Annotated in this window: 17 protein-coding genes; 4 read left to right on the top strand and 13 right to left on the bottom strand. The window is 34.6% G+C overall.

Translation table 11 applies throughout. From position 1 onward, the window contains the following. Positions 1-315: 315 nt before the first annotated feature. Positions 316-1662, bottom strand: coding sequence for an APC family permease (locus tag B7R65_RS17940; protein ID WP_218780449.1), 1347 nt, complete (start codon positions 1660-1662; stop codon positions 316-318). A gap of 404 nt (positions 1663-2066) precedes the next feature. On the opposite strand from B7R65_RS17940, the gene speB reads away from it, so the two are divergent. Together speB and B7R65_RS17930 are read left to right on the top strand one after the other, a co-directional pair. Further along, the gene (gene speB / locus B7R65_RS17935) at positions 2067-3038 is read left to right on the top strand and encodes an agmatinase (RefSeq protein WP_088044216.1); all 972 of its coding nucleotides are present in this window, start codon (positions 2067-2069) and stop codon (positions 3036-3038) included. A 135-nt stretch (positions 3039-3173) separates the two neighbouring features. Then, entirely contained in the window at positions 3174-4610 is a 1437-nt protein-coding gene (locus B7R65_RS17930) for an APC family permease (protein ID WP_088044215.1), read from the top strand. A 383-nt stretch (positions 4611-4993) separates the two neighbouring features. Here B7R65_RS17930 and B7R65_RS17925 read toward each other — a convergent pair whose 3' ends face one another. The 4 genes from B7R65_RS17925 to B7R65_RS17910 all read right to left on the bottom strand — a co-directional run bounded on the left by B7R65_RS17925 (position 4994) and on the right by B7R65_RS17910 (position 8315). Then, entirely contained in the window at positions 4994-5701 is a 708-nt protein-coding gene (locus B7R65_RS17925; protein ID WP_088044214.1) for a M48 family metallopeptidase, read from the bottom strand. A gap of 221 nt (positions 5702-5922) precedes the next feature. Continuing rightward, positions 5923-6699 (bottom strand): SIMPL domain-containing protein, encoded by a 777-nt coding sequence (locus tag B7R65_RS17920; RefSeq protein WP_088044213.1) that lies wholly within the window; start codon positions 6697-6699, stop codon positions 5923-5925. 264 nt (positions 6700-6963) lie between these two features. Next, on the bottom strand, positions 6964-7581 hold the full coding sequence (locus tag B7R65_RS17915; RefSeq protein WP_088044212.1) for a TVP38/TMEM64 family protein: 618 nt from the start codon (positions 7579-7581) through the stop codon (positions 6964-6966). A gap of 95 nt (positions 7582-7676) precedes the next feature. Then, positions 7677-8315 (bottom strand): TVP38/TMEM64 family protein, encoded by a 639-nt coding sequence (locus B7R65_RS17910; RefSeq protein ID WP_088044211.1) that lies wholly within the window; start codon positions 8313-8315, stop codon positions 7677-7679. 874 nt (positions 8316-9189) lie between these two features. Between B7R65_RS17910 and B7R65_RS21555 the strand changes: the two genes are divergently transcribed. After that, entirely contained in the window at positions 9190-9369 is a 180-nt protein-coding gene (locus B7R65_RS21555; RefSeq protein WP_088044210.1) for a hypothetical protein, read from the top strand. A gap of 38 nt (positions 9370-9407) precedes the next feature. On the opposite strand, the gene B7R65_RS17900 is transcribed toward B7R65_RS21555, so the two are convergent. The 3 genes from B7R65_RS17900 to B7R65_RS17890 all read right to left on the bottom strand — a co-directional run bounded on the left by B7R65_RS17900 (position 9408) and on the right by B7R65_RS17890 (position 13090). Next, the gene (locus tag B7R65_RS17900; protein ID WP_179194919.1) at positions 9408-10370 is read right to left on the bottom strand and encodes a tRNA dihydrouridine synthase; all 963 of its coding nucleotides are present in this window, start codon (positions 10368-10370) and stop codon (positions 9408-9410) included. Positions 10371-10722: 352 nt separating this feature from the next. Further along, positions 10723-12105 (bottom strand): 23S rRNA (uracil(1939)-C(5))-methyltransferase RlmD, encoded by a 1383-nt coding sequence (rlmD, locus tag B7R65_RS17895; protein WP_088044209.1) that lies wholly within the window; start codon positions 12103-12105, stop codon positions 10723-10725. A gap of 100 nt (positions 12106-12205) precedes the next feature. Then, positions 12206-13090: a diacylglycerol kinase gene (locus B7R65_RS17890; protein WP_088044208.1), complete on the bottom strand. Its 885-nt coding sequence runs from the start codon at positions 13088-13090 to the stop codon at positions 12206-12208. 271 nt (positions 13091-13361) lie between these two features. Here B7R65_RS17890 and B7R65_RS17885 point away from each other — a divergent pair, with 271 nt between their 5' ends. Further along, positions 13362-14159, top strand: coding sequence for a formate/nitrite transporter family protein (locus B7R65_RS17885; RefSeq protein ID WP_088044207.1), 798 nt, complete (start codon positions 13362-13364; stop codon positions 14157-14159). Between the two features lie 153 nt (positions 14160-14312). Here the strand turns inward: B7R65_RS17885 and gatB are convergent, their stop codons facing one another. From gatB to pruA, 5 genes are all read right to left on the bottom strand, one after another. Next, complete coding sequence (gene gatB, locus B7R65_RS17880) at positions 14313-15743, bottom strand: Asp-tRNA(Asn)/Glu-tRNA(Gln) amidotransferase subunit GatB (RefSeq protein WP_088044206.1); 1431 nt, start codon at positions 15741-15743, stop codon at positions 14313-14315. Between the two features lie 16 nt (positions 15744-15759). Then, positions 15760-17214, bottom strand: a complete 1455-nt coding sequence (gatA, locus tag B7R65_RS17875) for an Asp-tRNA(Asn)/Glu-tRNA(Gln) amidotransferase subunit GatA (RefSeq protein WP_088044205.1) — start codon at positions 17212-17214, stop codon at positions 15760-15762. 15 nt (positions 17215-17229) lie between these two features. Next, positions 17230-17520, bottom strand: a complete 291-nt coding sequence (gene gatC, locus B7R65_RS17870) for an Asp-tRNA(Asn)/Glu-tRNA(Gln) amidotransferase subunit GatC (RefSeq protein ID WP_088044204.1) — start codon at positions 17518-17520, stop codon at positions 17230-17232. A 176-nt stretch (positions 17521-17696) separates the two neighbouring features. Continuing rightward, entirely contained in the window at positions 17697-18224 is a 528-nt protein-coding gene (locus B7R65_RS17865; protein WP_088044203.1) for a deoxycytidylate deaminase, read from the bottom strand. Between the two features lie 167 nt (positions 18225-18391). Beyond that, positions 18392-19939 carry an L-glutamate gamma-semialdehyde dehydrogenase gene (gene pruA / locus B7R65_RS17860; RefSeq protein ID WP_088044202.1) on the bottom strand — a complete coding sequence of 516 codons (1548 nt, stop codon included), beginning with the start codon at positions 19937-19939 and terminating at the stop codon, positions 18392-18394. Positions 19940-20017: the final 78 nt, after the last annotated feature.

The following is a 20017-nucleotide window of genomic DNA, read 5'->3' as shown; positions in this document are numbered from 1 at the left end:
ATTCTCGTGCCAACTATCGTTAACCTCCGAAACTTAACTAATAAAAGCATGAGATAAATGGCTCTATATCAATACTTTAAATTATTTAATAAATATTAAACTCTTAAGATTAGATTTAAAAAGTTTCTATTAATCAATACAATGTTTAAGGATTAATGAACGTAAATATGACCAAATGCATTAGTTATGCAAAATTGCATTGTTATTTATTCAAAATTGAATGACACCATTTTTATCAAGTTTTAGTCTCCTTCATTTAAGTAATACAATCAAAAAAAAGACACCTTCTAAAAGTAGAATGTGTCTTTTAAATCGTTATGATAAGTTTAAAACTTGATCCTCTTCATATTTAGGAGGAGCAATTTGAAATGCCTTTGTAAGATAGACTAGATATCCTAAACCAATCAGAAACCAAACTGACCCCATTATGAGAGAACTTTTCTCGATATTAAACCATAAAATTGCTACTGAGCCAGCACCTATCACAGGCAAAATTAGATAATTGAAAAACCCTTTAACTGTTCGATCTTTCCCTTTAATGTAAAAATGGTTTATAACTGAGAGATTGACAAAAGTAAATGCCATTAATGCTCCGAAATTTATTAAAGATGTAGCTGTAACTAAATCGAAAAATATTGCTGATAGCGATATAACTCCAACAAAAATTACGTTAAATACTGGAGTTTTCCATTTCGAATGCACCAATCCAAACCATTTATCTGGAAAGACATTATCACGCCCCATAACATACAATAAACGTGAAACACTTGCATGCGAAGCCAAACCAGAAGCAAGCGTATTAATAAATGTTATACATAAGAAAATTGATTGAAAAAGTTTACCTCCTACATATAATGCAATTTCCGGAGATGCCGCATCTGGATGCTTAAATCTTGATATATCTGGATAATACAACTGAATAAAAAATGATGTTACGGTAAAGATGACACCACCCCAAAGGGCAGTATAAATAATTGCTTTCGGTATCATTTTGGCTGGATTAATTGTTTCTTCGGATAACGTTGAAACGGCATCAAATCCTAAAAATGAAAAACAAAGAACTGTTGCCCCTGTTATTAAAGTTCCATAATGCATACCTGTATCAAAGAAAGGTTTTAAACTGAATCCTGCATACCCCTCTCCTTTATGCAATCCTTGAATAACAAGTATAATAAACACTACCATAATGACAATCTGAACTAAAACAAAAACAGTATTAAAATTTGCTAACATATTTATGCTTCTTAAATTAAGAAAAGTCACTATACCAACAAACACTACTACCCAAATCCATGTTGGGACATTTGGAAATAGTGCGTTAAGATAGATTTTAGTTAAAAGCGCATTTACCATTGGTAAGAACAAGTAATCAAGTAACGAAGACCATCCGACAAGAAAACCTAGATGACTATTAATTGCTTTCTGGGTATATGTATAAGCAGACCCAGCATCAGGAAATACTCTTACAAGTTTGCCATAACTTACTGCCGTAAATAGCATCCCTATTAGGGCTATAAGATATGCTGATGGTACATGACCGTCAGTAATATGTGAAACGATACCAAATGTATCAAAGACAACCATAGGAGTCATATAGGCTAACCCCATCATAACAACTTGCCATAATTTTAAGGATCTCTTTAATTGTGTTTTATTTTCCACCTATCATATCCCCTTCTTCCAAGTTTAAGCGCTTTCAATATTCCCCTATATACATCTATTTCTTATTTCTATTCGACAAAACCTCCTTTTTTTAGAATATTTAAATAAATCAAGTTTTAACTGTGCAAGTTCTATGCCAATTTTTTTATCTGTCATAAAACATTCTGTGTGTAATAGATTATTGCTTTAAAACTTTACTTTTCTTGAAAAACAAAGAAATCTGCTTATATCATTTTGATTCTATTATGATTAAAAATTATTCAATCCTGCATACATTATTCAGCTTCTCATAGATTCCAATCAAACTAAACTGACTGAAATCTATATTTATTCTCTCTTACTTAAGCTGGCATGAAAGTTGCATAAATCTAAAGAGTAAATAATTTTTATGGAGGTATTTAAACATGCAATATCCATTATCACCTGAAGTAAAGCCAGAATTTTGTACATCTGGAACATTTATGCGTTTACCTTCATCACGCGAAAATACTAAACTAGCAATTATTGGTATGCCGTTTGATACAGCTGCATCCTTCCGTGTTGGAGCTCGTTTTGCTCCTCAAGCTATTCGTCAAGCTTCAATGACATTATTTCCATACCATCCAATTCATAAGGTGTATCCTTTTGATGATTGCAATGCAATTGATATTGGAGATGTATCTGTCATTCCTCATAACATCCATAGAAGTTATGAGCTAATCGAAAAAGCAGTATACGATTTTATGAAACAAGGAATTATACCTATTGGACTAGGTGGAGATCATTCTGTTACATTAGCAAATCTTCGTGCCGCTGCAAAAATTTATGGACCAGTAGCTTTAATTCATTTTGATTCACATACTGATACTTGGGACACTTATTACGAGGAAAAATATTGGCATGGTTCACCTTTCATTCGCGCTTATGAGGAAGGTTTACTTCAAAATGACAAAGTATTTCAAATCGGCATTAGAGGTACGCTAAATCATCCTGGAGATATTGATGCAAGTACTGACCTAGGATACAAAGTTATTACTACACCTGAACTTAAATCTCGTGGAATTGAGGATGTCATTAAAGAAGTAAAGGAAACGATTGGTGATACCCCTTGTTTCTTGAGCTTTGATATTGATTTTGTTGATCCCTCATGTGCTCCTGGAACTGGAACTCTCGAGGTTGGTGGTTTAAATAGTTATGAAACACTGCAAATGATTCGTTCTTTAACAGACTTTAATTTTATAGGTTTTGATCTAGTGGAAGTTTTACCTCCATATGATCCTACGCAAATTACTTCACTATTAGCCGCAACAATTATTCATGATTTTGCTAGTCTTGTAGCCCTTAATATAAAGAAAGAAGCTAGTAAAGATGAGGATCAAAAGCAATCAACTCCTTAATTTCTAAGGAGTTGGTTCCTTCACCTCCTTAAATCCTATCGATAATAAAACTTTAGTTAAGCTAATTAGACTAACTACAAGTTTAATTATAAGAATATTCAGCAAATAACAAACAAATTATTGAGGAGATGATTTATGAGCAAACCGGGGATTGATTCAGACGCTTTACAATCGTTTAACTACAAACAAGAGTTACAGCGATCATTGAAATTTTTTAGTTCATTTGCAGTAGCATTTTCATTTATTTCAATTACAACAGGAATCTTTAGTTCCTATAGTCTTGCATTAGGGGCTGCTGGCCCGGCAGGAATTTGGACATGGCCATTTGTAATGGTTGGTCACTTGCTAGTCGCATTGATTTTTGCCGACCTATCCAGCAAAATCCCACTAAGTGGCTATGTATATCAATGGGTTAGCCGTTTGACGAATCGCGGATTTGGATGGTTTACCGGTTGGGCTGCACTATGTTACTTAATTATCGTTGTGCCAACTGTTGATTACGGCGTGGCACCAATATTTCTCGATTTATTTGGCATAAAAAGTACAACCTCTGTTTTGACAACTGTAGTAATTCTCACAATTGTCATTCAAGCACTATTGAATATATTTGGAGTACGGTTAGCAACGGTCATTAATAATTCCGCTGTTTATACCGAAGTAATTGGATTTATAGGTATCATACTTATTTTAGGTTTTGTGTTATTTTTAAAAGGAGCAGATTTCTCGTTATTAACTTATACAGCTCACAAGGTTGGCGAAAATGGAAGTTATTTAACCGCGTTTGCATTAGCCGTTGTAATGGGCTCATATACTCTGGTTGGATTTGAAGCTGCCGCCAATTTGGCAGAAGAAACAGTTGATGCAAAGAAAACTGTTCCAAAAGCGATTGTCTATTCAATGTTATTAGCTGGCGTTATCGGTTTTATTTTCTTAATCGTTGTTACGTCGGGAATTAAAGATATTAATAGTATTATGGCTTCTGCCTCTCCAATATCAGATATTTTACAGTCTCGATTAGGTACAGCAGTAGCAGATGTATTCCTTGCCTTAGTTATTGTTTCTATATTTGCTTGTGGCCTAATTATCATGGCTTCAGCTTCTCGACTAATTTACGCTCTTTCAAGAGACAATGTTTTCTTTGTATCTACTGTATTTAAAAAAGTAGATAAGAAACATAATGTTCCTTATAACGCAATAATATTAGTTTCTGTACTAGGCATAATTGCTGTATTCTATTTTGGAAAACTATCATTATTAATCGGTACTTCAGCAGCTCTTCCAGCAATTATTTATTTAATTACTGTCGTTGCGTATGCTACCAAGATTAAATCTTTACCGGATACAGATGGATTCAAATTAGGAAAATGGCGACTACCAGTTACAATACTAGCCATTGTATGGTTAGTATTTGAAGTAGGTATACTAACTCTTCCTAAAGATTTTCTACCAACAACAAAAGTCATTCTTTACCTATTTATTGCCGGTATCGTGATTTACTGGACTCTTTTCCGATCGAAAATTCAAGAAGGTAAAATTGGTATCAATATTGAGAAGAGGGATCTAAATCTTTAATATATAAAAATTTAGATTCATTAAAGTGCACACTATATAGTAGACGGTAAAAAAGTCTACTATATAGGCTTTTTTGTTTAATTAAAATAAAAGATGACCTCCGTCAAATACAGAGATCATCTTGTTATCTATTAAATATGGAAATTTGTAGATTTACACTCCAGGATGCTCGCTTTCTGTGGGGCGGGCGGTGAGGCTCCTTGGGCCCACACGATGTGGGTCATGCATGCGTTACGACAGGACGTCGTGGTATTAGCATGCCTACCTTTTTGACCACTGGGGGGGGTTCACCTTCACGCTACTCCCACAGGAGTCTCGCATATTACGCTCCAATCATTTTCCTACTGTTTGCCGGAACAAATATCCCTCTAACCTAACGCTTGCTAAACAGTCATTTTCCAACTTGATAAGGCTAACCACTTTTCTTTTTCCTTATAATCCGGAATTATTTTCCCTACAAGTCTCCAAAATGAACGATCGTGATTCATGTGGACCATGTGGCACATTTCATGAACGACTACGTAGTCAATTACCTTCTGCGGTGCCATTGCCAACTTCCAATTAAATGTTAATTGTCGATTCGAATCACAAGTACCCCAGTTACGATTACTATCAGAAATACGAATCGAAGTAGGTTTAACCTTAAAGTTTCGCTGATAGGACTGGATACTCTTCTCTACTAATGCTTTACACTGCTGGTAATAAAATCGTTTTAGTGCTTGTTTAATTTTATCATCCTCAAGTTGCTTCACATAAATATGTAACTTCTCGTTTTCAAACGTTACATGGTCTTGTCTGATATTTACATCTTCAGAAATCTGAATAGGAAATGTGTTCCCTAGATAAAGAAAGGTCTCACCATATTCATAGACTTTCTCCTGTGGTCCTTGTATTCGCTCTTTCATTTCTTTTAATTTTTGTTGAATACTATCCCAATTTGCCTCTAATAATTGATGAATACTCCCGCTCGATGTTCCTTTCGGAGCCTGGACTTCAACATTTCCGTAAAGGTCTATATAAATGCTAATTGATGCGCGTTTTTTGTACTTAATATCAAAATTAATTTCCTCACCTAAGTAAGTATGTATCATTCAAATCACCTGTTTTATCTGATATTGCACTAAACCCCTGTCCAATAGTCTAAAAAGTACTTTGAACAGCAGATAAGCTTCTAATTTTTATAACGAATGCCTATTTTTCCAAAAATATTAATCATATTTACCAACATTTTTGAAACAACAGGCATTTATCATATCATCATAATTCTAGTTACGCCATGCATTCTATCTAAATTATCTTTAAATAATCTTCATTAAAAACTTCCGTAGTTAAATAGTGCTTGAACTGATGCATTTATTTTTAATTGTCCTTCATGAATAGGAGTTGTTTGTGCACTTAATGACACTCCTGACATTTGGCTAGAGTAGAATTGTGGCCTTACTAATTGAACACTTTCTTCGACTAGCCATACTGGAATATTATTAAGAGATAAGCCTAATACATTTGCAATGTTTTCCGCATTGTACTTTGCATTCAAAGTAGCTTTTTGTAATGCCTCTGCATAATAAGGTTCAGGATTCGATATTTCAAAAGTGACATCCCTTACAACATTTGCCCCATTTTCCGTTGCAACATCAATTACTCTTCCTACATTAGAAAGATCTTTGACAGTTACCTGCATAATATGATTCACACGATATCCTCGAAATACTTGCTGTGAATCATGGGAATCTACAATACGTTCAATAATATAAGAAGTCGTTTCTATTTCTTCCTGTTTAATGCCTATGCCCATTAGAGCATCAATGATTTTATTGGAAATAACTGCATTCTGTTGTTGAGCATTTTGTACGTTCATATCTTCAATTGCAATACCTAAAATTAGCTTAGCCTGATCTGGCTTTACGGATACTTCGCCTTTACCAGTTACTTTAATGGTGTAATTGGTACTATTATTATTCCGAGTCGGATAAACTCCTTGATAATAGGGAGTTGAATAATAGTACCTATTATTTGTAGGATTTGTATTTATTAATGGATAAATCTTAATCACATCCTTAAAATTCACAAATACATTATCTTTGCCCATTTATTGTATGCCCTATGATTTTTTTAGGTGAATAGATTACTAGAATAGGAAAAGAGTTTATCCCAAAAGTTATAGTAAAACAAAAGAAAATGACATCCATTGAAATGACGAAATCCAATTGGCCCTTGTCTAACTTTTGAACACGTACATTTAGAAAAATTAAAACAGGTTTTTCCTTACGTAATAGTTCGAACAAAATATTGTATTCTAATCGCATTACGCTTTTCGCAATTAAGAGTCCCTATCTGGATCTTATAACTTCTTTTAATTTTCTTCATTATTTAGTGTGCTACGCTTATAGATTTTCTTTTCAACTTTTTTACCAACAAACCAAAGAAATACAATAGCAATCAAAACTAGAATGGTTTCCAAAGGTTCTTCAATGAAATCATCTAAATCTTGGCCAATGTAACTAATGAGCAACAATGCAACAAGTTTACCCATAGCAAAGCCAGATATATAGGGAATCGGTCTTATTTTAGACACGGCTGCAAAAATATTAGTGAAGAAAGACGGGCAAAACGGAATACAAAACCAGATGAATACTGGACCAAATCCACTATTATTCAACCAGCTCATGGCAGAAGAATTTTCTTTCTTTTTTTTGGGAATAAAGCGGTCAATCCATTTCGCACCAGTCTTTTTTAATAAAAAATACATTGCAGTAGTACCCAAAACACTACCCACATAAGTTGATAAAAATCCTGGCCAAAATCCGAAAATGTTGACGTTTGCGGCGCATATTGCTCCAAGTGGAATAATTCCCAAAAAAGAATCCACAAATGGAATCAGAAACGCGATAAGTACACCTAAGTTATCATGTACCCTTACGAAATGTTGTAATTGATGAAATGATATCCATCCGCCAATATATAATTGCATTTAGGTTATCCCTTCTAAATTTAATTTGTGAATTCATATTTAATGATTGTTTCTATTAAATCAATAGTAATTTAAAGCTAGAATAATTACCAATATTATCCATTTTCTTTTTTGGTGCTCTTCCCAAAAACTTTCTTGTATATATAATAACTTGCAAACAAGCAAACTGTTATGATCACAGACAACCACGGATAGTCCAAAATTGTTCTCCCAAATAATGAATAGAAAATAACAAGTGGTGTAAATCCAGAAATCATTAAACTTAGAAATTTCGTATAGCGCATTTTCATTGCTGCTGAAAGGAAACATGCTAGATCTATTGGTGTTGCTGGACTGCAACTCATTAATAATAAAAATCTACTTGTGTTTGTTTCAATTGATTTATACAATTTTGGATGTTTCTCTTGAAGTCCATTAAGCATTTCAGTAGTTGAAAAAAAACGACCAAAAAGGTAAATTCCACTTTGTGAGATAACCATGCTCGATATACTTATCAAAATATTCTGCCATAGAGGGAACATCATCCCTCCCGCTATGACAAAAATAGAGCTTGGAAGTAATAAGCATAATCTTAATGAAAAGAATAAAAAGAATATCCATGGCGCCCACTCTGCAAAACTTCTAACCACATCACGAATATGATTCGTATCGAATGTTAGAAAACCGAAATGCTTCATAGAGAGCATCAGACATATCCATGATAAACAAATGATAGAATAAATGAATTTTTTCATTGAATTACTCCAAAAAAATGAGGAAAATATATAACTTCACCTTAATATCTATATAAAACTACAATTCCCCCCTTACTAAGAGCTTATTTAGCACTCGCTCCTGCGATAAAACTATCAAAATACTAATATAGTTATTGGTGATTACAGCTTTTTTTCTCAAATAAAGATGACCGATTGTTTTTTTAACTAGTAGAACTTTAAAAAGACCGTATCCAATCTTACTTTACCTTTCTCAAGCTAAAATACTTCCACAACATAATATATGTTGTGCACCCAAGTTTTTTGAGCTTTTTTTACTACTTCATACGCTTCATGAACATCTCATTTATTGCCTATCTTTAGACGTACAATAACCTCATTATTATAGGGATTAACGTCATCATAATAAGTTCTGTTTGAGCTGTAGCGCCACGCGCTATTTATATATAACTTTGTTTGAATTTTAGACATGTTAGTTCCCACTATTAATTTATTTCTTACAACTTAATTATAAAACCCCGATTACATTAATGTATAATACATGATAAATCATAAACCTATTCCTTTTAGTCTATTAAGATAAAATAAGGAAGTCATTTAAGAAAATAGAAACTCTTCAACTACACCATTTTTAAACTCTCGCAACGGTTGAGCTTATAGCAAAAGCTGCCGAAGTCCTTTAAGTCGTTCATCCATCGCTTAGTAAAACAGTTACTCGTTTAAAAAATGTGCTAAGGGTTCCTTTTTTAATGCTCAAGGTTGAGATTTAACTTAATAATTTTTGGAAAACATTTCTAACGCGTGTAGGTAGGGAATTTTATTGGAATTAGAAGATGATAGACGGAAATTCAAGTTCTTACTGAATTAAAAGAGGAAGTATTACATTACTTCACTATTGTATGGATTCCGTTATATTACAGATGTTAAAGAAGACTATACCGCTTTAAATGAATTCTTGTCGCTAAAAGAGCTTACAAACAAAATGCTCCATACTTTTGCAAAGAAAATGGCATATCGAATTGAAGATAGCATTGATTTACACTACAAATTTGCAAACCCGTTAAAAGAATTGTAAAGGCAACGAACCCAAATAGGAACGTTGCCTTCTGTCCATCAATATTCTTTTTCAAAGTTATCAAGCAATGCACGCACTTCATCTGTTGATTTCGTGTTCATCAATTGATTTCTTAATTCACCAGCTCCACGGAATCCTTTGACATAAATTTTGAAAAAGCGATGAAGCCCTGTGATAGAACGTGGCAGTACTTCCGCATATTGATCTTGAAGATCAAGCTGAAGTCTTAAAAGATCAAGATATTCTTTACTGCTATGCTCTTTTGGCTCTTTTTCAAAAGCAAAAGGATTTTTAAATATACCCCGCCCGATCATAACACCATCAATACCATATTGTTCAGCAAGCTGTAGCCCAGTTTGACGGTCAGGAATGTCTCCATTGATTGTTAGTAGCGTATTTGGTGCTATACGGTCACGTAATTTTTTTATTTCCGGAATTAGCTCCCAATGCGCATCTACTTGGCTCATTTCCTCTCGTGTACGTAAATGAATAGAAAGGTTCGCAATATCCTGTTTTAAAATATGCGTTAGCCACTCCTCCCACTCATTTACATCTTTAAAGCCAAGTCGTGTTTTCACGCTAACAGGTAATCCGCCCGCTTTTGCTGCTTGAATAAGCTCTGCCGCAACGTCTGGACGAAGAATAAGGCCACTTCCTTTCCCTCTCGATGCCACATTCGGTACAGGGCAGCCCATATTAATATCGATGCCTTTAAATCCTAGCTCTGCCATGCCAATACTCATTTGACGGAAATAATCAGGATTATCCCCCCAAATATGTGCCACCATTGGCTGTTCATCTTCTGTAAAAATCAAACGGCCACGTACACTTTTCATACCTTCTGGATGGCAATAGCTATCCGAGTTTGTAAACTCTGTGAAAAATACATCCGGTCGACCGGCTTCACTTACTACGTGACGAAAAACAACATCTGTCACATCTTCCATTGGTGCAAGTACAAAAAAAGGTCGTGGTAATTCACGCCAAAAATTATCTATCATTTCAAACTCAAATCCTCTCACTATGGTTACAACTTCAAACACTCTGTCAAAGACATAAGGCAAATATTCTATTTCTTTTACACTTATATCATGCATAAACTTATTATCAAATACAAGTACATTTGGACATTTATAATTTGTAAAATATTATTGTGAAAATCGGCAATGTTTATTTTAACTAAGTCACCATTTAAGAAAACCTAGGTAACTTTCCAAACCTCAAAGATTTAACCCCTCAAAACTCTTAACTCATTAGTTAAGAAATAACCTGTCAGCCAATTTGAACCATTCATATCAATTACAGCTTTGTTAATCTATTACAAGAAACATGAGAAGGCAACTCCCATAGGGGTCAGTTGCCTTCTTTTAGTATAAGTTTTGCGACCGCTTCAACATGACTAGTATGCGGAAACATATCAACAGGTTGAATTTCCACTGTTTTATATCCACCATCCTCAAGGACACGTAAATCTCTTGCTAAGGTTGACGGATTGCATGATACATAAACTACTTTACTTGGTTTCATGTCAATGATTGTATTTAATAAAGCCTCATCACAGCCTTTTCGTGGCGGATCTACTACTAATACTTCTGCATTAATCCCTTGCTTATACCAATTAGGAATGACTTCTTCCGCTTTACCAACTTCGAATTCCACGTTTGTCATCTCATTGATCATCGCATTTCTTTTTGCATCCTCAATCGCTTCAGGTACAATTTCAACCCCATAAACTTTTTTAGCCTTTTGGGCTAAAAATAGCGAGATTGAGCCAATTCCGCAATAAGCATCTATGACCGTTTCATCCCCACTTAAGTTTGCGTATTCAAGTGCTTTATCATATAACACTTTTGTTTGCGTAGGATTCACTTGATAGAATGAACGAGCAGAAATTTCAAACGTAATATTCCCAATTTTATCTTTTATCGTTTCAGTACCATATAAAACAAACGTTTGATTACCTAAAATTACATTTGTCTTTTCATTGTTTACATTTTGGATGATACTTGTAATCGAAGGATATTTTTTAACGATTCTAGCTACAAGTTCTTCTTTCTGAGAAAAATTAACTTTATTTGTAACTAGGACTAGCATGGATTCATTTGTAAAATATCCATAGCGAGCCATGATATGTCGTAGAATTCCTTTATGGGTTAATTCATCATAAGGACTGATTTTTAATTCATCACAAATATCTTTAACACCTTGAATCATTTCATCATTTTCTTTTCCTTGAATAAAACATTCGTTCATCGGTATAATTTCATGGCTTCTTTTTTGATAAAAACCAACAACTAGTCCACCTTCAAGTTCCCCTACAGGAACTTGCGCCTTATTTCTGTAACTCCAAGGATTTTCCATTCCTAGAACTGGATGGATCGCTACGTCATCAAGCTTTCCAATTCGTTTAACGACCTCTACTACTTGTTTATATTTTGCTTCTAATTGTCCTTCATATGTCATATGCTGAGTTTGGCAACCACCACATTGATTATAAATAGAACATATTGGTTCTACTCGAACTTCGCTTTCTTTGTGGAATTCAACAATTTTCCCAAATGCATACCCTTTACTTGTTTTCAGTACTTTTATTGTTGCTTTCTCTCCAGGAAGAGCATTAGGTACAAAAATTGGATACCCCTCAACTTTTGCCACTCCATGCCCTTCATGAGTTAAATCTATAAATTCAACTTCTTTAAATTCATTTTTTTCTACAGGTAACACTCTTTTCGACAAGTCCCTTACCTACCTTTCAAACTTTTTTCCATTATCTATTTTAATATAATACAAAACAAATAACCACGTTGCTACCGTGGTTATTTTTTCTAATATTTTCTTATGGTACAAAAATTTCTAAATGATTATAAAGCATATCAACCGTACAAGGTGTATCTCCACCATATTCACCGTCAATATTTAAAAGTAGCTTTTCATCAGATGTAAATTTCAAATGACTAGCTCTTGTATAAAGAACATGGTCATTATGGACATGCTGCCCACGTAATAATTGAGAACATATTCGAATGATCTCTGCTATATTTGATTTTTTTAAAACAAGCAAATCGAACTGCCCATCATTTATGCTTGCTTCAGGTGCTATCTTTTCGAAACCACCTACTGAGTTTGTATTTGATAATAAAAATAACAATGCTTCTTCATCAAATACTTTCCCATCATACTCAATTTTTAAATGTGTGGGTTTAACTCTTGGTAACATTTCGATCCCTTTTAAATAATATGCCAGTTGACCTAACACAGTCTTTAATTTACTGGGAACATCATATGTTAATTCTGTTATCTTACCAGCAGCTAAAATATTAACAAAATATTTATCATTCACTCTTCCGATATCCAAAGGAACAGTATTACCTTTAGTGATAACTTCAGCTGCCTCCAAAATTGAAACATTTACTCCAATTGCTCTTGCAAAATCATTTGTTGTCCCAACAGGGATTAGTCCTAGCTTTGGTCGATACTCTTGTTCTGCTAAACCACTAATGACTTCATTGAGTGTTCCATCCCCACCACAGGCTACTACTAAATCAAACTTTCTTTCGCACGCGTATCTTGCAGCGATTGTCGCATCACCTGCGCCAGTTGTTGCATGACAAGAAGTTTCATAGCCAGCTTGTTCAAACCTTTGCAACACTTCAGGAAGCTTTTTCTTAAAAATTTCACGACCAGATGTAGGGTTGTAGATAATTCTAGCACGTCTCATCATTAACCATCCTACTTTTTTATTTAAATCCTCTACCCTCTATCGTAACCTAAAACGTTTTTGTAGTAAACTTTTTCCATTTACTAATTTATTTTTGCCTTTCTAGTTCTAATTCAAACCCAAAAATTTGATTAATACATTCTATACAATTTTTAAAATTTGGATCATGGCAATATTTTTCGCGGGTAATGAACAAGTTAATACTGATGGATTTTATTAAATAGAAATGGAAATCTCGCTTAAGATTATTAAAACGGTAAAGGGATTGGTAGAAATGGAAAATAAACCTTTAGAGCAAGTAGAATATCTAGCTTTTAAAAAATTAAAAGTATATCGTGAAAGTGTTATTCGCTATATGTTAAGAGCCATGATGGCAAGTATGTTTATTGGATTTGGGGTAATTGTTGCCTTTAAATCTGGCAACTACTTTTATGCAGAGCATTCTCCATTTGCTTATCCTATGGCCGCAATTACATTCGGTGTTGCTATCTTGCTCATCGCCTATGGGGGTGCCGATCTTTTTACAGGGAATACATTTTATTTTACATACACAGCTATGAGAAAAAAGATGAAATGGTCCGAGGTTTTTATTTTATGGTGTATGACATACGTTGGAAACATTCTTGGAGCTATTTGTTTTGCACTATTAATTTATTTAACTGCGCTATACGATGACCCTGCAGTAAGTGGATTCTTACTAAGTGTTGTTGATAAAAAAATGCATGTTCCAACTGCTCAGCTTTTTTTCAGAGGAATTCTTTGTAACTGGTTAGTTTGTTTGGCATTCTTTATCCCTATGGCATTAAAAGATGACCTAGCTAAAATAGTAACGATGCTATTACTCGTTTTTTGCTTTTTCGTATCTGGTTACGAACATAGTATTGCTAATATGTGTACTTTCGCAATTGCTTTAGTTATAAAACATCCTGAAACAATTTCTTATAACGGAGTCATACATAATTTAGTCCCTGTCACGATTGGAAATATTATAGGCGGAAGTGTTTTAATGGCTTGTTTTTACTATTACGTTAATAAACCATTCCTAGACACTGATGAAAAGAGTCATAAATAAACTTACTAGAATCAATTCATCCAATAAATAAGGGGTTGGACTCTCCTCAATATCGCTACAATATGAATCATGTATTCAACTTCTTTAAGTGAATGAATATAGAAAAATAAAAACTACGAGCCGAGGCTCGTAGCTTTTTATTATAAAAGAAATTTATCGTTTTTGAATTTCTTCCATTAATATCTTATTTAATAATGGAGGATTTGCTTGGCCTTTTGTTGCTTTCATCATCTGACCAACAAGATATCCAATCGCACGGTCCTTACCATTTTTAAAGTCTTCAATTGATTGTGGATTTGCATCTAATGTCTCGGTAACAATTTTACGAAGTGTGCCTTCGTCAGAAAGTTGAACTAACCCTTGAGATTTAACGATTTCGTTTGCATCTCCACCTTTTTCAATTAGTTCAGTGAATACTTTTTTCGCAATCTTAGATGAAATTGTTCCATCTGCAATAAGCTTAACCATACTCGCTAAGTTTTCTGGTGTTAATTCTACATCACGTAACTCTTTTTGTGATTTGTTTAAGTATGCCGACACTTCACCCATTAACCAGTTTGAAGTTAATTTTGCGTCTGCGCCATTATTTACAGTTGCGTCAAAGAAATCAGACATTTCTTTTGTAAGTGTTAATACCATCGCATCATATGCAGGTAAGCCTAATTGCTCAACATAACGCTTTTGACGAGCATCTGGAAGTTCAGGAATACTTTGACGTACGCGTTCTTTCCACTCATCATCGATATATAACTCAACTAAATCTGGTTCTGGGAAGTAACGATAATCGTCTGATCCTTCTTTTACACGCATTAAGAGAGTTGTTTTTGTTGTTTCATCATAACGTCTAGTTTCTTGTTGAATGATTCCACCAGATAATAATACTTTTTCTTGACGTACTTGCTCATGTTCAAGACCTTTTTGAACGAATGCAAATGAGTTTAAGTTCTTTAACTCGGCTTTCGTACCAAATTCTTCTTGTCCAAATGGTCGTAATGAAATATTTGCATCACATCGAAGTGAGCCTTCTTCCATTTTCACATCAGAAACTCCAGTAAATTGAATAATTGATTTTAACTTTTCTAGATATGCATATGCTTCTTCAGGTGTACGCATATCTGGTTCAGAAACGATCTCAATTAATGGTGTTCCTTGGCGGTTAAAGTCAACTAAAGAATAGCCTTCATCAGTATGATTTAATTTCCCTGCATCTTCCTCTAAATGTACACGAGTGATTCCGATACGCTTCTTTTTACCGCCCACTTCAATTTCAATCCATCCATTCTCACCAATCGGCTTATCGAATTGTGAAATTTGATATGCCTTTGGATTGTCAGGATAAAAGTAGTTTTTACGGTCAAATTTCGTCTCAGTTGCAATTTCACAATTTAATGCCATTGCAGCTTTCATACCAAAGTTTACAGCTTCTTCATTTAATACTGGTAATACTCCCGGATATCCAAGATCAATTACACCAGTGTTTGTATTTGGGTCTGCACCAAACGCATTAGGGCTTGGTGAGAAGATTTTTGATTTTGTTTTTAATTCAACGTGTACTTCTAAACCGATAATCGTTTCAAAATTCATCTTTCTAAGCACCTCCTTACAGTTGTGGTCTTTGCTTTGTAAAATCAGTTGCTTGCTCATAAGCATGTGCAACTCTGTATATAGTTGACTCATCAAAATGTTTACCGATAATTTGTAAGCCTAATGGCAAGCCATTATGGAAACCACATGGAATCGAAATAGCAGGAACTCCCGCTAAGTTAATTGGAATTGTTAAAATATCATTTGCGTACATTGTAATTGGATCACTTACTTTTTCTCCTACTTTAAATGCAGGTGTTGGAGTAGTTGGTCCAATAATCACATCATAATTTTCAAATACTTTCTCAAAATCTTCTTTGATTAAAGTACGAACTTGTTGCGCCTTTTTGTAGTAAGCATCATAATAACCAGAACTTAAAGCATATGTTCCAAGCATAATACGACGTTTTACTTCATCACCAAAGCCTTCAGCTCTTGTCTTTTTGTAAAGATCAATTAGATTTTCAACATCATCTGCACGGTGACCATAACGAATACCATCAAAACGTGCTAGGTTAGCAGAAGCTTCAGATGAAGATAGTAAATAGTATGTTGCTAAAGCGTATTTAGAGTGAGGTAATGAAACTTCTTCCCAAGTTGCGCCTAAGCTTTCTAATAAGTTTAATGCAGCCATTACAGATGCACGTGCTTCTTCTCCAACACCTTCACCTAAATATTCTTTTGGCACAGCAATACGAAGGCCTTTTACATCACCAGTAAGTGCTTGTACAAATGAAGGAACGTCCACATTAGCAGATGTTGAATCGCTTGCATCTAATCCAGAAATAGCTTGTAGTAATAGCGCATTGTCTTCTACATTTCTAGTAATAGGTCCAATTTGATCTAATGAAGATGCAAATGCTACTAATCCAGAACGAGATACTCTACCATATGTCGGTTTTAAACCAACAACACCGCAGAATGAAGCAGGTTGACGAATTGAACCACCAGTATCAGAACCTAATGAGAATAATACTTCTCCTGCTGCAACAGATGCTGCAGATCCACCACTACTTCCACCAGGTACATAATCAGTATTCCAAGGGTTACGCGTTCCACCGTAAGCTGAATTTTCATTTGAAGAACCCATTGCAAATTCATCCATGTTTAATTTTCCGATTGTAATTGCTTCTGCTTGCGCTAGTTTAGTAACTACAGTCGCATCATAAATAGGATTAAAGTTTTCAAGAATCTTACTTGCACAAGTTGTACGAAGACCCTTCGTAACGATGTTATCTTTTACACCAATTGGCATTCCAGATAAAATCCCACGTGATTCATCCCATGCTTTTTCATCTAACGCTTTTGCTTGTTGACGAGCTTGCTCTTCATTTAAAGTTAAAAATGATTTAACTTCCCCATCAACCGCTGAGATTTTTTCATATGATTCATTTACTAATTCTTCAACTTTAATCTCTTTTGACTTTAATTTTTTATGTAATTCTGAAACCGTATATTCAAATAACGACATTATTCCATTCCCCCCTTAATCCAAAATTGACGGTACTTTAACTTGTCCATCTTGGTGGTCTGGTGCATTTTTTAGTACTTCTTCGATTGGTAAACCTTTTGCTGGTTCATCTTTACGTAAAACATTACGCATTTTTAATACATGTGTAGTTGGTTTTACATTCGATGTATCAAGTTCACCTAACTGTTCAGCAAAATCTAATATTGCTCCAAGTTGTTTTGCAAATTTCTCTGCTTCTTCTTCAGTAACCGCTAATCGCGCTAAATGAGCAACATGCTTAACTTGCTCCATTGTTATTTTTGACATTCTATGCACCTCCATATTATTTCGCACAACATACAATATACTGATAATACCAAATTTCCCATGTCTCGGGCAACATTCCACATAAAACCATTTAAAAAATAATCATGCAAACATGACTATTCTAATGATCATATGGATTTTCCGAATCAAACGTTTGTTTAAATTATTCTTTTATTCTACTTTTCAATTTGAATTCTAGTTAATTCAATTCCATATTTACTAAAATACTCAAGAGAGTAATCATCAGGATAACCTTCGTTATACACCACTCTAGTAATTCCCGCTCCATTTATCATTTTAGCACATGCCCTACAAGGTGCCGTTGTACAATAGATTGTCCATTCATCGCTTTTGGTTTTTTGAATACCGGATTGTACTAATTGATAAATAGCATTTTCTTCCGCATGAAATGCATCACACGGAAAATCATCGGAATATTTACCACTTTCCATTATTCCGTTCTCACGGGCAACAAAACGTGGACATCCGCCATCAATACAATGTTTCGCTCCTTTTGGATACCCATTATAACCAGAAGCAATGATTCGATTATCACACACAATAACTGCTCCAACTCTTCTACTACCACATGTTGAACGAAGAGAAGTTATAAATGCTTGTCCTAAAAAGTATGAATCCCAATCATCACGCGTACCTAATGCAATCGAATCGACCAATTGAATAATTCTCTGTAAAATTTGCATAATTCCCTTCTCCTTGTTCATTTTAGTCTAATTAAAATTATAACATACGTAAAAAAGGGTAGGGATAGAGAATATAAGTCAGATTTAAGACGTTAAAATATCACCGAGAGTAAATAAAAAAGCATGGTAATAAAATTACCACGCTTTTTCTTATTTACATATGCTTATTACAGCATTTCTGAAGTTGTTTTACCTTGCATGTGAAGAACTAAATAGTCTGGTCCACCAGCTTTAGAGTCAGTACCTGACATGTTGAATCCACCAAATGGTTGGTATCCAACGATTGCTCCTGTACATCCACGGTTGAAGTAAAGGTTTCCAGCGTGGAAATCTTCACGTGCTTTTTCGATGTTTGCACGGTTATTTGAGATAACAGCACCTGTTAAACCATACTCAGTGTTGTTTGCGATTTCTAATGCATGATCGAAGTCTTTTGCTTTACAGAAAGCAACAACTGGTCCAAAGATTTCTTCTTTCATTAGACGAGCATCTTCAGCTACATCAGCAACGATTGTTGGTTTGATGAACCAACCAGTAGAATCGTCTCCTTCTCCACCAGTAACTACACGTCCTTCTTCACGGCCAATTTGAACATAGCTCATTACTTTATTGAAAGCAGCTTGGTCATTAACTGGACCCATGTAAGCCGTACGGTCTTCTGGGTTACCAACTGTTAATTCGTTTGTTAATTCAATTGCACGCGCAAGAACTTGGTCATACACGTCTTGGTGAATTACAGCACGAGAACAAGCTGAACATTTTTGTCCTGAGAAACCAAATGCAGAAGATACGATTGATTTAGCAGCTAATTCTAAATCAGCTTCTTTATCAATTACCATTGTATCTTTACCGCCCATTTCAGCGATAACACGTTTTAACCAGATTTGACCTGGGTTAACTTTTGCAGCACGTTCGTAAATACGAATACCAACTTCTTTAGAACCAGTGAAGCTGATGAAACGAGTACGAGGGTGATCTACTAAGTAATCTCCTACTTCAGCACCACTACCTGGTACAAAGTTTACTACTCCTGCAGGTAATCCAGCTTCTTCTAATACTTCTAAGAATTTGTATGCAACTACTGGAGTTGTACTTGCTGGTTTTAATAGAACAGTGTTACCTGTTACTACAGCAGCTACAGTTGTCCCAGCCATGATAGCAAATGGGAAGTTCCAAGGAGAGATTACAACGCCAACTCCTAATGGAATATAGTTGAAACGGTTATATTCACCTGGACGGCTCTCAACAGGAATACCATCTTTTAATTGAAGCATTTGACGAGCATAAAACTCTAAGAAATCAATTGCTTCTGCAGTATCTGCATCTGCTTCATTCCAAGGTTTACCAGCTTCTTTTGTTAATAATGCAGAGAATTCGTGTTTACGACGACGAATAATTGCAGCAGCGCGGAATAGAATGTCAGCACGAACTTCAGGTTTAACTTTTTTCCATGTATTAAATGTAGTATCTGCAATTTGCATAGCTTTTTCAGCTAATTCACGACTTGCTTTAGATACAGTTCCGATAACTTCTTTATGATTTGAAGGATTTACAGAAACAATTTGTTCTTCTGTAAAGATACGCTCTCCACCAATGATAAGTGGATATTTTTCACCTAAATAAGATGAAACTTTTGCTAATCCTTGTTTGTAAAGTTCTTGATTTTCCTCTAAGCCAAAATTTGTAAATGGCTCATGTTTGTAAGGTATAACCATTGAATAAATCCCCCTTTAATTTAAACTAGCAAACAACTGTAAACTATCTTACTCTCAGTTTTTTCAGTTTAATTGCCA

The organism is Bacillus sp. EAC (assembly GCF_002156875.1).
Classification (GTDB): Bacteria; Bacillota; Bacilli; order Bacillales; family Bacillaceae_G; genus Gottfriedia.
The sequence above is the reverse complement of the archived record's forward strand: the minus strand, read 5'-3'. Positions and strand labels throughout refer to the sequence as shown.

Bases quoted from the DNA above. Each gene is read 5' to 3' on its own strand.
- B7R65_RS17915 (WP_088044212.1), bottom strand. From the start codon at position 7,581: ATGCAATTATATATTGGCGGATGGATATCATTTCATCAATTACAACAT.
- B7R65_RS17925 (WP_088044214.1), bottom strand. From the start codon at position 5,701: ATGATACATACTTACTTAGGTGAGGAAATTAATTTTGATATTAAGTAC.
- gatA (WP_088044205.1), bottom strand. From the start codon at position 17,214: ATGTCGTTATTTGAATATACGGTTTCAGAATTACATAAAAAATTAAAG.
- B7R65_RS17890 (WP_088044208.1), bottom strand. From the start codon at position 13,090: ATGATGAGACGTGCTAGAATTATCTACAACCCTACATCTGGTCGTGAA.
- B7R65_RS17865 (WP_088044203.1), bottom strand. From the start codon at position 18,224: ATGCAAATTTTACAGAGAATTATTCAATTGGTCGATTCGATTGCATTA.
- B7R65_RS17930 (WP_088044215.1), top strand. From the start codon at position 3,174: ATGAGCAAACCGGGGATTGATTCAGACGCTTTACAATCGTTTAACTAC.
- gatC (WP_088044204.1), bottom strand. From the start codon at position 17,520: ATGTCAAAAATAACAATGGAGCAAGTTAAGCATGTTGCTCATTTAGCG.
- B7R65_RS17900 (WP_179194919.1), bottom strand. From the start codon at position 10,370: ATGATAGATAATTTTTGGCGTGAATTACCACGACCTTTTTTTGTACTT.
- B7R65_RS17920 (WP_088044213.1), bottom strand. From the start codon at position 6,699: ATGGGCAAAGATAATGTATTTGTGAATTTTAAGGATGTGATTAAGATT.
- speB (WP_088044216.1), top strand. From the start codon at position 2,067: ATGCAATATCCATTATCACCTGAAGTAAAGCCAGAATTTTGTACATCT.
- gatB (WP_088044206.1), bottom strand. From the start codon at position 15,743: ATGAATTTTGAAACGATTATCGGTTTAGAAGTACACGTTGAATTAAAA.
- B7R65_RS17885 (WP_088044207.1), top strand. From the start codon at position 13,362: ATGGAAAATAAACCTTTAGAGCAAGTAGAATATCTAGCTTTTAAAAAA.
- B7R65_RS17910 (WP_088044211.1), bottom strand. From the start codon at position 8,315: ATGAAAAAATTCATTTATTCTATCATTTGTTTATCATGGATATGTCTG.
- pruA (WP_088044202.1), bottom strand. From the start codon at position 19,939: ATGGTTATACCTTACAAACATGAGCCATTTACAAATTTTGGCTTAGAG.